The 14,287-nt window shown below is 61.7% G+C and carries 13 protein-coding genes and 2 riboswitches; of the genes, 3 read left to right on the plus strand and 10 right to left on the minus strand.

The features are described 5' to 3' along the window. Positions 1-11 precede the first annotated feature (11 nt). Complete coding sequence (efp, locus tag J2X43_RS19645) at positions 12-581, plus strand: elongation factor P (protein ID WP_112385879.1); 570 nt, start codon at positions 12-14, stop codon at positions 579-581. A gap of 52 nt (positions 582-633) precedes the next feature. Here efp and J2X43_RS19650 read toward each other — a convergent pair whose 3' ends face one another. The 6 genes from J2X43_RS19650 to metA form a co-directional block, all read right to left on the minus strand. Then, positions 634-1,362 carry an SIS domain-containing protein gene (locus J2X43_RS19650; RefSeq protein WP_310296437.1) on the minus strand — a complete coding sequence of 243 codons (729 nt, stop codon included), beginning with the start codon at positions 1,360-1,362 and terminating at the stop codon, positions 634-636. A 2-nt stretch (positions 1,363-1,364) separates the two neighbouring features. After that, entirely contained in the window at positions 1,365-2,516 is a 1,152-nt protein-coding gene (gene nagA, locus J2X43_RS19655) for an N-acetylglucosamine-6-phosphate deacetylase (RefSeq protein WP_310296439.1), read from the minus strand. Continuing rightward, a complete protein-coding gene (locus J2X43_RS19660; protein WP_310296441.1) occupies positions 2,516-3,547 on the minus strand; it encodes an SIS domain-containing protein in 1,032 nt (343 codons plus the stop codon). The genes nagA and J2X43_RS19660 overlap by 1 nt, the downstream gene beginning before the upstream one ends. Further along, a complete protein-coding gene (locus J2X43_RS19665) occupies positions 3,544-4,317 on the minus strand; it encodes a GntR family transcriptional regulator (RefSeq protein ID WP_112517819.1) in 774 nt (257 codons plus the stop codon). The genes J2X43_RS19660 and J2X43_RS19665 overlap by 4 nt, the downstream gene beginning before the upstream one ends. A gap of 115 nt (positions 4,318-4,432) precedes the next feature. Further along, positions 4,433-5,455, minus strand: coding sequence for an aldose epimerase family protein (locus J2X43_RS19670; protein ID WP_310296444.1), 1,023 nt, complete (start codon positions 5,453-5,455; stop codon positions 4,433-4,435). A gap of 137 nt (positions 5,456-5,592) precedes the next feature. Continuing rightward, the gene (gene metA, locus J2X43_RS19675) at positions 5,593-6,516 is read right to left on the minus strand and encodes a homoserine O-succinyltransferase (protein ID WP_310296445.1); all 924 of its coding nucleotides are present in this window, start codon (positions 6,514-6,516) and stop codon (positions 5,593-5,595) included. Between the two features lie 65 nt (positions 6,517-6,581). Next, positions 6,582-6,659, minus strand: a riboswitch (SAM riboswitch). Positions 6,660-6,805: 146 nt separating this feature from the next. Between metA and J2X43_RS19680 the strand changes: the two genes are divergently transcribed. Next, positions 6,806-8,644, plus strand: coding sequence for an ABC transporter ATP-binding protein/permease (locus J2X43_RS19680; protein ID WP_310296448.1), 1,839 nt, complete (start codon positions 6,806-6,808; stop codon positions 8,642-8,644). Between the two features lie 4 nt (positions 8,645-8,648). On the opposite strand, the gene J2X43_RS19685 is transcribed toward J2X43_RS19680, so the two are convergent. From J2X43_RS19685 to J2X43_RS19700, 4 genes are all read right to left on the minus strand, one after another. Further along, positions 8,649-9,272 carry a hypothetical protein gene (locus J2X43_RS19685; RefSeq protein ID WP_310296450.1) on the minus strand — a complete coding sequence of 208 codons (624 nt, stop codon included), beginning with the start codon at positions 9,270-9,272 and terminating at the stop codon, positions 8,649-8,651. 101 nt (positions 9,273-9,373) lie between these two features. After that, entirely contained in the window at positions 9,374-11,197 is a 1,824-nt protein-coding gene (locus J2X43_RS19690; protein WP_310296453.1) for an ABC-F family ATP-binding cassette domain-containing protein, read from the minus strand. A 3-nt stretch (positions 11,198-11,200) separates the two neighbouring features. Further along, the gene (locus tag J2X43_RS19695; RefSeq protein ID WP_310296455.1) at positions 11,201-11,857 is read right to left on the minus strand and encodes a thiamine diphosphokinase; all 657 of its coding nucleotides are present in this window, start codon (positions 11,855-11,857) and stop codon (positions 11,201-11,203) included. A 42-nt stretch (positions 11,858-11,899) separates the two neighbouring features. Further along, positions 11,900-12,427 (minus strand): MarR family winged helix-turn-helix transcriptional regulator, encoded by a 528-nt coding sequence (locus J2X43_RS19700; protein ID WP_310296457.1) that lies wholly within the window; start codon positions 12,425-12,427, stop codon positions 11,900-11,902. Between the two features lie 115 nt (positions 12,428-12,542). On the opposite strand from J2X43_RS19700, the gene J2X43_RS19705 reads away from it, so the two are divergent. After that, entirely contained in the window at positions 12,543-14,078 is a 1,536-nt protein-coding gene (locus J2X43_RS19705) for an MDR family MFS transporter (RefSeq protein WP_310296459.1), read from the plus strand. 54 nt (positions 14,079-14,132) lie between these two features. Further along, positions 14,133-14,247: riboswitch (TPP riboswitch) on the plus strand. Positions 14,248-14,287 lie beyond the last annotated feature (40 nt).

Genomic DNA, 14,287 nt, shown 5'->3' on the forward strand with positions numbered 1-14,287 from the left:
AAGGAAGTCTTATGGTCAAGATCATCGCCTCCTCCGTCCGCAAGGGCAACGTTCTCGAAGTGGATGGCAAGCTGTATGTCGTTCTTACGGCCAACAACTTCCATCCTGGCAAGGGCACGCCGGTGACCCAGGTCGACATGCGCCGCATCGTCGATGGCGTGAAGGTGTCCGAGCGCTGGCGCACGACCGAGCAGGTCGAGCGCGCATTCGTCGAAGACGTCAACTTCCAGTTCCTGTATGAGGACGGCGAAGGCTTCCACTTCATGAACCCGGAAAGCTACGATCAGGTCGTCGTCGACAACGAAACGATGGGCGATCAGAAGGCCTATCTTCAGGAAGGCATGACCTGCATCCTGTCGATGCACGAAGGCATTGCGCTGGCTCTCCAGCTGCCGCGCCATGTGACGCTCGAAATCACCGAGACCGAGCCGGTCGTCAAGGGTCAGACGGCATCGTCCTCCTACAAGCCGGCAATCCTTTCGAACGGCATCAGAACGCTGGTTCCGCCGCATATCGATGCCGGCATCCGCGTTGTCATCGCGACGGAAGATAACTCCTACGTCGAGCGCGCCAAGAACTGATTGTCCGCAGGGGCAAAGCAAAAGGCCGGCGGAGACGCCGGCCTTTTTCGTTTCAGAGATGCGGGTTGCGCGGCCGGTAGCGTTTGACCAGCTGCTGGTTCACCGCTGCAGCACCCGGCATGTTGGCGCTGAGATAAACCGGCGCATCGCCTGACTTGGCAAGCTCCGAGGCCACCTCGGCAAAGATCGCATTGAGCACGGTAGCCCCGACTGCCGTCGAGACCGGTCCGACCTTCAGCCCGCTCCCTTCGATCTCGATGACGGCATCGCCCGGCGGAAGTCCGTTGTCGAGGACGATATCGGCAACCTCGGCCAGCCTGCGGCGGCCGTTGGCGATCGCCTTGGAATATTCGATCGAGGTGATGGCGATTACCTTGGCGCCTATCTCATGACCGTAATCGGCGGCCTCGAGCGGCGCGGCGTTCACGCCGGAATTCGACGCGATGATAATCACGTCGCCCGACTGCATGCCATAGCGCTCGAGCACCGGACGAACGAGACCTTCCGTCCGTTCATAGACCGAACTGATCACCGCACCCTCGTGCAGCATCGCAGAACCGACAAGTACGGGAACAGTGAAGGCAAGCCCGCCAGCCCGGTAATGCACTTCTTCGGCCAGCATATGGGAATGGCCGGTGCCGAAGACATAGACGCGCTTGTCGCTGCGGGCCGCTTCGAGGATCGCCGCGGCAGCCTGCTGCATCGGAACATCGAGAGCCGACTTCAGCTGGCCGAGCCGCTCGATCAAGTTCGAGAAATAAGCATCGGTGATCGCAGTCATCGCTACTTCCTCTCCCCGCCGATCCAGGCCGCCGTGACCTCGATCTTGTCGGTCAGGTGCACGAAGTCGGCGCGATACCCGGGAGACAGGCGGCCGTAGCCATCAAGCTGCAGGAAGCGTGCCGGATAAAGCGTCGCCATCCTCACCGCTTCGGCCAGCGTCAGGTCGAGATAGGTCACGCAGTAACGGATGCTGGACGCCATATCGACATCGGACCCCGCCAGCGTGCCGTCATCCAAAACCACCTTGGAGCAGAAACTGCCGCTTTCGCGATGAACGGTGCGGCCATTCAGCGTGAAGCTGTCCTTATCGGAGCCGACAAGCGACATCGCATCGCTGACGAGGAAAAGCTTTCCTTCGCCGCGCTTCGCGCGCAGCGCCGTGCGCAATGCCTTCGGATCGACATGGTGGCCATCGGCAATCACGCCGCACCAGGTAGAGGGGTGATCGATCGCCGCGCCAACGAGACCCGGAGCGCGATGCCCCATCTGGCTCATCGCGTTAAAGAGATGCGTGACGCCGCGGGCGCCGGCATCGAAACGCTCTTCCGCCTGCTCGCTGCTGCAATCGGAATGTCCGATGCTGACGATCACGCCGGCTTCGGCAAGCGCGCGCACCTGCTTCACGCTCACCTGTTCAGCCGCCATGGTGATGAGCAGCGTGCCGATCGCTTCACGCGCCGCAATGAACGCCTTGACGTCTGCGTCTTCGACCGGACGCATCAGCGACGCGAGATGCGCGCCTTTGCGCGCCGGTGCCAGATGCGGACCTTCGAGATGCAGACCGGCAACGCCGCGGTTGGTCTTGACGGCTTCCTTCGCAGCCTCGATCGCCGCCTTGGTGGCATCAGCCGTGTCGGTGATCAGCGTCGGCAGCAGCGCTGTCGTACCATAGCGGCGATGCCCATCGGCGATGATATACATCGAGTCAGCCGATGGCTCGTCGTTCAGCATCCGGCCACCGCCGCCGTTCACCTGCGCGTCGATGAAACCTGCGGAGAGAACACCACCGTCAAGCACCACGGTTTCGCATTCGGGGAGATCGTTGAGTGCCGCGATGGTCTCGACGCGTCCGTTCGAAACGACCAGCGCCCTTTCGTCATGGAAGCGCTCGCCGTCGAAGATCCGGGCGCCGGTGAAGATCTTGCGGGACATCAGACGGTCTCCGTAACCTTGAGCAGGTTTGCCGGCTTGTCGGGATCGAAACCCTTGCGGCGCGTTACCGACTCGATGAGGCGATAGTAGACGAGCAGCGAAACCAGCGGGTCGAGCAGGCCGTTGCCGGTCGTCGGAACGCGCAGATTGACGCCTGCGAGCGGCTGGGCCGAAAAAGGAACGGTCGTCGCGCCGAGCTTCTGCAGACGTTCGAGCGCCTGGACGTTGTTGGCATAGGCGGCATCGTCAGGCGCGAAGGCAACGATCGGGAAGCCCGGCTGCACGAGACGCATCGGGCCGTGCATCAATTCGGCCAGCGAGAAGGCTTCGGCATGCAGGCCCGACGTTTCCTTTGCCTTGAGCGCGGCTTCGAGCGCAATCGCGAAGGCCGGGCCACGGCCGGCCGTGTAAAGCGAGCTGGCGTTGAAGAGCACGTCCTCAGCGGCAGTTGTATCGATACCCGACGTGGCAGAGAGTGCCTCGGGAAGCTTCTGCAGGGCGGCCTGCAGATCAGCCTTGCCGCCGATCGCAGCCGTTACACCGGCAAGCGCTGCAACCGACGCGATGAAGGATTTCGTCGCGGCGACGCTCTTTTCCGGTCCCGCATTGAGGCCAAGCACGATGTCGGCCTGATTGCCGAGCGGGCTATCGGTGACGTTGACGACGGCGATCGTGGTCGCCCCGCCCTTCTTCGCGGCTTCTTGCAGGGCAACGATGTCAGGGCTGGCGCCCGACTGCGAAACCGTGAAGTGAATGCCGCCCTTCAGATGTAGCGGCGCGCCGTAGACCGAAGCGATCGACGGGCCGACGGATGCGACCGGAACGCCGCAGGTGATTTCGAAAAGATACTTGAAGAAGGTTGCGGCATGGTCGGAAGACCCGCGGGCTGCCGTCGTCACCACGCTCGGCCGCGCCGAGGAGAAAAGCTTGGCAATTTCGGCAAAGGCCGGCTTTTCCTTCTCGAGCAGGGTTGCCACGACCTCCGGCGACTGCCCGGCTTCCTGCAGCATCAGCGACTTGTTCTCACTCATAGTTCATCTCCAATTCTCAATTCTGCAACGAAATCATAAGCATCGCCACGATAGTGCGAGCGGGTATATTCAACGACGCGCTGATCCTCGAGGCGGGATATCCGCTCGATCAGCAGGGCCGGCGCACCGGCCTTGACGTTCAGCATCGCGGCCGAGGATGGGTCGAGCGTCACTGCCGTCAGCCGCTGCAGCGCCCGCACCGGCTTGTGGCCGTTGGCAGCCAAGGCGTCATAGAGCGAACCCTCGCCGCCCGCCTGTTCGCCGACGAACTTGACCGGAACGACGGCCCGTTCGATCGCCAGCGGCAAACCATCGGCAAGACGAAGACGATCGAGCCGCAACACCGGTTCGTCCTGACCGAGCCCCAGCAGGAAGCTTTCTTCCGGCGATGGCTGATTGATTTGCCGGGAGAGGATTTTCGCCGCCGGAGAGCGGCCGCGCGAACGCATGTCGGCCGAGAAAGACGAGAGCCGCCAGAGCGATTGCTCCATGCGCTCGACACGAGCCGAAACGAAGGTACCGCTGCCGTGTCGCGATTCAAGCGCGCCTGAAGACATCAGCTCGCGATAGGCGGTGCGCACCGTGACACGCCCAAGCTTCAGGGCCTCAGCAAGATCGCGCTCACCGGGAAGCGCAGCGCCTGGCTTCAGCAACCCCTCCTGAACGAGACCCGTCAATGCCAGGGCCAGCCGCTTATAGAGCGGTCCGGTCGAGGCCTCGTCGCGCAGTCCGCGCGCATTCAGCTCTGCTATCAGACTGGTTCTATCCATAGGCGCACATTAGAACCTATTTAGAACCACTCTTCAAGCTGAATCTACGCCGCAAAAAAGAAACCCTCGTGACGGATCACGAGGGTTCGCAAAACCAGCGATCAAATCGAACGCGTCAGTTCTTGGTGAAGATGTAATCCGTTTCCTGGCGCAGAACCTCGCCCGGCCGCAGCACGGCATTCGGGAAGCCCTCGTGATTGATCGCATCCGGCCAGACCTGGGTCTCCAGGCAGAAGCCGGCGAACGGTCCGTACTTGCGGCCGTCCAGACCGGGCACGGCGACATTCAGCTTGAAGCCGGCATAGAACTGCACGCCCGGTTCGGTCGTGCGCACTTCCATCGACACGCCGGAATTGAGGCTGCGGGCCAGCACGGCGGTGCGCTTGGCGACACGCTCCTTCGACAGGCAGAAATTATGATCGTAGAGCGCCTGTTCCGAACCTTCGAAACGCTTCATCGGCGCCATCTCGCGGAAATCGAAAGCCGTGCCACCGACGGAACGCAGCTCGCCGGTCGGGATCTGGCGCTCGTCGGTCGGCAGATAGTGATCGGCCGCGATCATGATGTCGTGGCCGAGCGCGTCGTCTCGGCCGTCCAGATTGAAATAGGCGTGCTGGCAGACATTGGCGAGCGTCGGCTGGTCGGATGTCGATTCATAGACGATCGAGAACTCGCCGTTGCCGTGAACGTGGTAAGTCGCCTGGATCGTACAATTGCCCGGATAGCCGGCGCGGCCATCGGGATCGACGATCTTCAGGACAACGCGATCGACGGCATGCTCGACGATCGTCCAATTGCGCTTGGCAATGTTATCGCTGCCGCCATGCAGATGCGAAACACCCTTTTCGTTGAGCTCCAGCTGGTAAGCCTTGCCGTCCAGCGTGAACTTGCCACCGCCGATGCGATTGGCGCAGCGCCCGGGCGTCGCACCGAAATAGGAGGAGTAGGCCGGATAGTCGGAAAACTTGTCGAAGCCGAGCAGCAGCGGGGCATCGTGGCCGTCGAGCCTGAGATCCTGGATGACAGCGCCCCAGCTCATGATCTTGGCCGTCAGACCGCCGCCTTTGATCTCGACGCGATAGACGGTTTCTCCGTCTTTCGTCGTTCCGAAAACTTCCCGCTTGAGCTCTTCCGCCATTATACCATCGTCCTGAAATCTGTTCGCATCCGGCAGCGAAACTGCCCCCATTTGCCGCGAACCGCAACTGCCAATGCCAAAAAAGAAATGCCGCTGCGGCAAAGGCAGCGGCATAGCATCAACAGTTTGATAAGCCGTCAGATTTTCGTGCCGATCTCGTTGAGGTCGTAGGACGTCGTCTGATAGATTTCATTGATCCAGTTGCCGAAGAGCAGATGTGCATGACTGCGCCAGCGATTTTGCGGCGGCAGCGCCGGATCATTATGCGGGAAGTAGTTGTGCGGCATCTTGATCGGCACGCCGGCATTCACGTCGCGGAAATATTCGTCCGACAGCGACGTCGAATCGTATTCGACATGGTTGAAGATGTAGAGGCGTTTGCTGGCCTCTTCCTGAACCAGACAGACGCCCATCTCGTTTGATTCCATCAGGATCTCGAGACCCTGCGCCTTCTCGATGTCGCCGCGGCGCACTTCCGTCCAGCGCGACACCGGAATCTCGAAATTGTCCGAGAAACCGTTGAGATAGACCGAGGACGGCTTCAGGTTCTTGTGGCGGTAAACGCCGAATGCCTTCTCCTTCAGCTCATGCTTGGGAACGCCGTGGAAGTGGTAGATCGCCGCCATCGCGCCCCAGCAGACGTTCATCGTCGAATGCACGTTGGTGCGCGTCCACTCGAAGATTTCCTGCATCTCGCTCCAATAGTTGACGTCCTCGAAGGGCATCAGCTCGATCGGCGCGCCGGTGATGATGAAGCCGTCGAACTTGCGATGCTTCACCTCTTCCCAGGTCTGGTAGAAGGCCAGCAGATGGTCTTCCGAGGTATTCTTGGCCTTGTGGTTGCCGACCCTGACCAGCGACAGCTCGACCTGTAGCGGCGAGGCGCCGACAAGGCGCGCCATCTGCACTTCGGTCTTGATCTTGTTCGGCATGAGATTGAGAAGCCCGATCTGAAGCGGGCGGATATCCTGGCGGATAGCCACTGTCTCAGTCATCACCCGCACACCCTCCTGAACGAGGGTTTCGAAAGCGGGCAGCGTGTCAGGAATCTTGATGGGCATTGCATTCACTCGATCGAACAGGACAACCGGCAAATAAAAAAACCGGTGGCGAAAAAAGAATCGCTACCGGTCCGCACGCGGCCCTTTAGCGACTTATTTAACGTGGCTGCAAGCCGGCCGGCCAAATCACCACGATCCTCTAGATAGCGCTGACAGCGCCGCGAATCAATCGTGATTCGCAACCTGCACTTTGAGTTAGGTAACTCACGCATTAATGACTGGTAGAATCTGTTGATGGACAGCACGCGCTACCATGTTAATCAGGGATGATGCTGTACAGGAATGCATGATGACGGACGACGCCAAAGGCGGGGCTGTCGGCCAGCGGCAAGATAGGGTCGGATACGATCTCAGCCTCGGCTATCGCCTCAAATTGATGTTTTTAGCCTTCTGGGCTTCGAAAGTGCGCGGCAAGATCCTGTCTCTCGCCGCTATCCTTATGTTCGTCATCTTGGCGACGGCCTACGGTCAGGTCGTTCTCAACCGCTGGAACGCGCCGTTCTATGATTCGCTGCAGCGGCGCGATGTCGGCGAGTTCTTCCATCAGCTTCAGATTTTCGGCCTGATCGCCGGCTCCCTGCTGCTTCTCAATGTCGGCCAGGCCTGGCTGAACCAGATGACGGCGCTCTATATGCGCGAGGGCCTGACCCGCGATCTGGTCGATCAATGGCTGAAGCACAAGCGGGCCCTGCGGCTCGCCTCGAGCGGGCTGATCGGCGTCAATCCGGACCAGCGCCTGCACGAGGATGCCCGCAACCTGGCCGAAAGCACCACCGGCCTGGTTCTCGGCCTCATACAGTCGACGATCCTGCTCGTCAGCTTCATCGGCGTGCTCTGGGAACTGTCGAGCGGCTTCGTCTTCCACTTCCGCACCTATTCCTTCGCCATCCCCGGCTACATGGTCTGGGCCGCCGTCTTCTATGCCGCGTCGGCGTCGATCCTAAGCCAGATCGTCGGCCGAAAGCTGGTGCCGATCAACGCCGAGCGCTTCTCCAAGGAAGCCGAACTCCGCTTCTCGCTGATGCACGCCAACGAGAATATGCCGGCGATTACCGTCGCCAGAGGCGAGGAAAACGAGCGCCAGCGCATCAACACCGATATCAGCACGGTTCTCGCCGTGCTCAAGCGGCTGACCATGGCCAATACCAACCTGACCTGGGTTTCCGCCGGTTACGGCTGGCTGGTCATCGTCATCCCGATCATTGTCGCCGCTCCCGCCTATTTCTCCGGCGGCCTGACTTTCGGCGAACTGATGATGTCGGTCGGCGCCTTCAACCAGGTCAACACGGCGCTGCGCTGGTATGTCGCCAATTTCGGCCCGATCGCCGAATGGCGCGCGACGCTCAACCGCGTCACCGATTTCCGCCATGCGCTTGAGCACATGGATGAACCGCTCAATCCGAAGAATGTCATCGCCTACGAGGATACGGCTGCCGACAGGCTTGTGATGAAGAACGTCACCATCGCCGCCAAGCTGGGCGAAGAAGTCGATCAGTGCGGCGGCTTCCGCCTGCACGAGCCCGATGTGACGCTTAAGGCCGGCGAGAAGGTGATGATAAACGGCGATCACAACGTCAATCGGAAGCTTCTCTTCCAGGCGATGGCCGGCCTCTGGCCCTGCGGCAGCGGCACGATGGGCCTGCCGCCCTCCGACGACATCCTGTTCGTACCCCAGGTCGCCTATATCCCCGGCGGTACGCTGCGCGAGGCGCTCTCCTTCCCCGAACCGGCCGGTTCCTACAAGAACGAGGATATCGAGGCCGCTCTGGAGAAAGCCGGGCTGCGTCAGCTGATCAGCCGCCTCGACACGCGGGCGCGCTGGGACAAGGTTCTGGATTCCGACGAGCAGAAGGCCATCGGCTTTGCCCGGCTTCTGCTCGTGCGGCCGCGCTGGGTGGTGTTCGACGAAGTGCTTGAAGGCCTGGAGCCGGAATGGCAGGCGACGCTCACCAACCTGCTGACGGCGCTGCCGGAAACGTCGATGATCTATATCGGCCGCTCGGAGATCTACATGGAGATCCTGAAGCCGAAGGTTCTCCATCTGGAAGCGATCGCCTCCAAGGCAGAAGAACCGCCGCCACCGCCGAAGACCGGCACCGGCCGCCCCGCGGCGGCACCGGTTATCTAGCGAATTACATCGGCTGAACGCCGCTGAGACCGACCGAGACCTGTTTCGAGGAGACGCTGCCGTCGGCGGCCTTTTCGGCGTTGACGATCACCGCCGCGCCCGGCTTCAGATCATCCTTAGTCGCCGTAGCGATGGTGACGACCTGTGTGCCATCAGGGATGGCAATGGTCTTTTCCTTGCCCTGGTAGGTGAGCGTGATCGTCTTGCCGTTGACCGCCTTGACGGCGGTGCTGACGGTCGCGTTGGTCATCTCGGTATTCGGCTTGGCATCCCAGGGGCGGTTACCCTCGCCGGTGCCTTTCATAGATGCCGGGAAGATCATCACCTGCAGCGCGTCATTCGGCCCGCTGCCCTTCGGCATCGAGCCGACGCCAACGAAATCGCCCGGCTTGATGTCATCGACGGCCGCCCGCTGGATGCCGCCAACCCGGAAGCCCGATTGCATGGCGATCGACTGGTCGGTTCCATCGCGGGTCTTGATGGTCAGCACATCGCCGTTGAGGCTCTCGACGATGCCGCGAATGCGGACACGCTGCGTATCGTCGGCCTGGCTGGACTGAACGGCTGAAAAGGTGATGGCTGCGGCGGCGAGCGCCGTCAGAAATGCGGAAGAAAGCTTGCGAGACATATGACTATTCCTTGTCGCCACGATAGCAGGCATATCCCCCGGCTGCCGGAGCGGACTCTAGAGCCGCACCGGGACACCGGCGAATCAAGGAAACGTGAGACTCAGCCTTCGATCTCCTCCCTCAGCATTTCCAGCTCAAGCCATTCCTCTTCCATCTTCGTCACGCTGTCGCGCAGCTTTTCCATCTCGGCGGCAAGCTTGTTGAAGGTCGCCGGATCCTTGGTGAAAAGGTTCGGATCGGCCATCTTCGCTTCGCGCTTGGCAATCTCCGCTTCGGCCTTGGCCATTTCTTTCGGCAGGTTTTCGAGTGCGAACTTCTGCTTGAACGAAAGCTTGCCCTTGCCCTTCGGTGTCTCGGCAGAGGGCGAAGCCTCCGCCTTTACCTTTTCGGCAGCCTTCTCCGCCCTGCGACGCTCATCCAGCGCGCCTTTCCGCTGCGCCATCATGTCGGAATAGCCGCCGGCATATTCGATCCACCGGCCATCGGGCGCATCCGGAACGGCGGGCGCAATCGTAGAGGTCACGGTGCGGTCGAGGAAGTCACGGTCGTGGCTGACGAGAATGACCGTGCCCGGAAAGCCGGCAACGATTTCCTGCAGCAGGTCGAGCGTTTCGATATCGAGGTCGTTGGTCGGCTCGTCGAGGATCAAAAGGTTGGTCGGCCGCGACAGGATCCGCGCCAGCATCAGCCGCGCGCGCTCACCGCCGGAGAGGTTCTTGATCGGCGTCCGTGCCTGCTCCGGCTGGAACAGGAATTCCTTCATGTAGCCGGTCACATGGCGCTGCTCGCCATTGACGAGAAGGTTTTCGCCGCGGCCATCGGTCAGGTAATTGGCGAGCGTGTCGTCGAGGTTGAGTTCCTCGCGCTTCTGGTCGAGCGTTGCGATCTCGAGATTGGTGCCGAGCTTCACGGTGCCGCTGTCGGGCGCCAACTGGCCAGTCAGCATCTTCAGCAGCGTCGTCTTGCCGGCACCGTTCGGGCCGACGAGACCGATGCAATCACCGCGATGCACGCGAATAGAAAACGGCGTGACGATGGGCCGCTCGCCATATGTCTTGGTGATCTTGTCCGCCTCGATCACCAGCTTGCCGGATTCCTGCGCATCCGAAACGCTCGCCTGGACGCTGCCCTGCGGACCCTTGTGGCCGCGATATTGCGAGCGCATGGTCTGCAGCTCACCCAGACGGCGCATGTTGCGCTTTCGGCGCGCGGTAACGCCATAGCGCAGCCAATGCTCTTCACGCTCGATCGCCTTGCCGAGCTTGTGCTGTTCCAGCTCCTCGGCCTCCAACACCTGATCGCGCCAGACTTCGAAATGCCCGAAGCCACGATCCAGACGCCGCGACGTGCCGCGATCGAGCCAAACGGTGGCCGTCGAGACCTTTTCGAGGAAGCGTCGGTCATGCGAGATCAGCATGAGGGCGCTGCGCGTCTTCTGCAGCTCGCCTTCCAGCCATTCGATGGTCGGCAGGTCGAGATGGTTGGTCGGCTCGTCGAGCAGCAGGATATCCGGCTCCGGCGCCATGACGCGGGCAAGTGCTGCGCGGCGGGCTTCGCCGCCGGAAAGGTTCTTCGGGTCCTCCTCGCCGGTGAGACCCAGATGCGACAGCAGATAGGTGACGCGATAGGGGTCGTCACCCGGCCCAAGACCGGCCTCGGCATAGGCCTGCACCGTCGCAAAACTTCCGAAATCAGGAGCTTGCTCAAGATATCGGACCGTCGAGGATGGATGCCGGAACACCTCGCCGGATTGCGCTTCGGCGATGCCGGCAGCGATCTTCAGCAGCGTCGACTTGCCGGAACCGTTGCGGCCGACGAGGCAGATCTTGTCGCCGGGCTCCACCTGCAGGCTTGCGCCCGCCAGCAACGGCGCGCCGCCGAAGCTCAGAAAGATGTCGTCCAGTTTGAGAATGGGAGGCGCCAAGGATCAGACTCCGGAAAGGTCATAGGGGCGGGCAAGGACGATCGCGCGGCCACTGCCGAGCGTGAACCGAACCTTGCCTTCTGCCACATTGGAAATGGTACGCGACGAGCCGAACGGCAAATGGAAATCCGAGAGCGGATAGCGCGCGTTTTCGATGAAGAGACCGCGCAATTCGCTGAAACCGGGAACCGAGAACAGGCTGTTCTTCGGCAGGTCGAGCTCGATGGAACCTGAAAGAAGCGGAACTGCTTCCTCCAGCCCCGAAGTGAGCAACAGGTCGATACCCTGTTCGGCGAGGCTGACGGCATAGAGGAGGTGCTGAAGCGCATGGTCGGACCGCTCACCCGCCAGCGCACCGGCAAGGATCAGCCGTTTCGCGCCACGGGCTATCGCTTCGGAAACAGCGATCTCGCCATCCGTCGAGGCCTTGGCTGCCGGGTATGGCTGCTTCGGCACACCCGGAAACGCGCCTTCGAGATCCGGTGCGGTGGAATCGAAATCACCCACCCAGAGCTCTGGCACGACACCGAGCTCTGCCGCATGCCGCATGCCGCCATCGGCCGCGATGAACCGGCTGCCGGCAATCGCACTGCGCAGCCGCTCTGTCGGCGTCAGCTCGCCGCCGAGCAGGATCGTGAAGGTCGTCTGGGTCATGGGCATTGCCCATAGCGCAAAGGAGGGGTCGAGGGAAAGGGGCGGGGCTTAACCGGGCGTGCCCTTATCGCGCCGTTCGAAGGCTTTTTCATAGCCGTCGATAAAGCGCTCATAGAGCGCGGCGAAGGCATCGACGTCCGTGTTGCTCCAGCCGTCGAGGATTTCTGTGATCAACGACAGCTTCTGCGCCCGGATCTCCGACAGCAGCCGCTGGCCGATCGGCGTCATCACGACGACGATGCGCCGCGCATCGGCTTGCGATGCTTCGCGGCGCAGAATGTTGCGGCTGACCATATCGGCAACCACGCGGCTGGCGCGAGAGGGATCGATCCGCAGCATCTCGGCGATCATCCCGACAGTCACTTCATCGGCCGGCTGCGCACGGCGCACGGCGTCAAGAACATCGAGATGCGAGAGCTCGAGATCCGGCGCCACGCTCTGGATTGCCAGACGCCCAATCAGCCGGCGCCCAGTCATCAACTTCATGCGTGTCATGCTCTGGCCGATGCTGGAAACGCTTTCGTTCTCCAGTGACAGCGGATCAAGCTCGTGAATGCGGGCGGGTTTCTCGTTCATGCGCCGAGCATAACAGAAGGCTTGCGCGAAGGAAATATGCCCGCGTCATTCTGGTGTCATTGACATTTATATGCTTTTGTCACATAAATTGGCGATCAAGATTGGAACTGTCTTCATGGATATGCAGCTTGCCTCCCAGCCGCTCGTGACGGATCCCCGCCGCAGGCTTATTCTCTTCCTGTTTCTGATGACCGCGATGTTCATGGCAACGCTGGACAATCAGATCGTCTCGACGGCGCTGCCGACCATCGTCGGCGAATTCGGCCACCTCGAACGCTTCGGCTGGATCGGCTCCGCCTATCTGCTGTCGCTGAGCGCCGTGATGCCCGTCTATGGCAAGCTCGGTGACCTCTTTGGCCGCAAATACGTGATGATGACCGCAATCGCGATCTTCACCGTCGGCTCCGCCGTTTGTGGTCTCGCCGTCTCGATGAACACGCTGATCGCCGCCCGCGTGCTCCAGGGCCTGGGCGGCGGCGGCATCATGGTATCGATCTTCGCCGTCAATGCCGATCTCTTCGAGCCGCGCGAACGAGCCCGCTACCAGAGCTATTCCAGCCTGGTGCTGATGGCCTCGAGCGCCATCGGCCCCGTTCTCGGCGGCATGATGAGCGATCTCTTCGGCTGGCGCTCGATCTTCCTCGTCAACGTGCCGATCGGTTTCGTTGTCTTGATCGGCCTCGCGCTGATGCTGCCCTATCGCAAGCCGCACCGCCGCCCGAAGATCGATTATGCCGGCGCCCTACTGCTGGCGATGACGACGACGAGCATCGTGCTGATGGCCGATGGCAGCGAGCTGTTCGGCTCGATCCTGGCGCCGCAGAGCCTTGGGATCATCGGTATCGGCGCGCTTTGCGCCATCGCCTGGGTCTTCGTCGAGCGCCGCGCCGCCGAACCGATCGTGCCGCTATCGCTGTTCCGCAACCCTACCTTCCCGCTTCTCCTGATCATGTCGATCACCGGCGGCGGCATCGCTATCGGCATGGCCAATTACTTCGCGCTGTTCCTGCAGACGACCACGGGCCTGTCGCCCTCGCATGCCGGCCTGCTCTTCGTCATGTTGACCGGCGGCCTCGTCTGCGGCTCGCTCTTTGCCGGGCGCATGATCTCGCGCACCGGACGCTACAAGCCCTTCGCCATTGCCAGCCTCTCCTGCAGCGCGGTGGCCTTCGCGCTCCTGACCCAGGTCCATGCTGGTACGCCGCTGCCGATCATCGGCCTGCTGATGATGCTGCACGGCATCGGCATCGGCTTGTCGCAGCAGGTGCCCGTCATCGGCGTCCAGAACGCCGCTCCGGCGCGTGATGTCGGCGCCGCCACCGGTTCCGTCACGCTGTCGCGCATGGGCGGCGCCTCGATCGCCATCTCCATCTACGGCGCCATCATCGGCTCACAGCTGGCAAAGGTCGGCGTTTCCATCCCCGGCGTTACGGATATCGAGCAGCTGACGCCGAAGATGATGGCAGCCCTCCCGGAAGCCAGCCGCCAGGCTGTCGCCGATGCCTATGCCAGCGCCTTCACGCCGATGTTCATGACCTCCTGCGCCTTTGCTCTGATTGGATTGATTGCAGCGCTTTCGCTGAAACCGGTCCAGTTGCCGCGCCACGGCGAGACCAAGAACACGGCCGCAGCCGCCGAAGCCGCCGAGTAGCGGCAAGGGCGCGCTGCGCCCTTGTCATAAAGCCTGCATCACTATACATCTGCCAACGCTCTAACGGGGTGCCCTGTATCCGCAAGGATATCTGGCTGAGAGGCTTTCAAGCCAACCCGCGGAACCTGATCCGGCTAACACCGGCGGAGGGATTAGACGCGTGACACCAGGCACCGCCCTTTTCCCCATGAAACAACTTTTTTAGGAGG

It is taken from the genome of Rhizobium sp. BE258 (assembly GCF_031457345.1).
Taxonomy (GTDB): Bacteria; Pseudomonadota; Alphaproteobacteria; order Rhizobiales; family Rhizobiaceae; genus Rhizobium.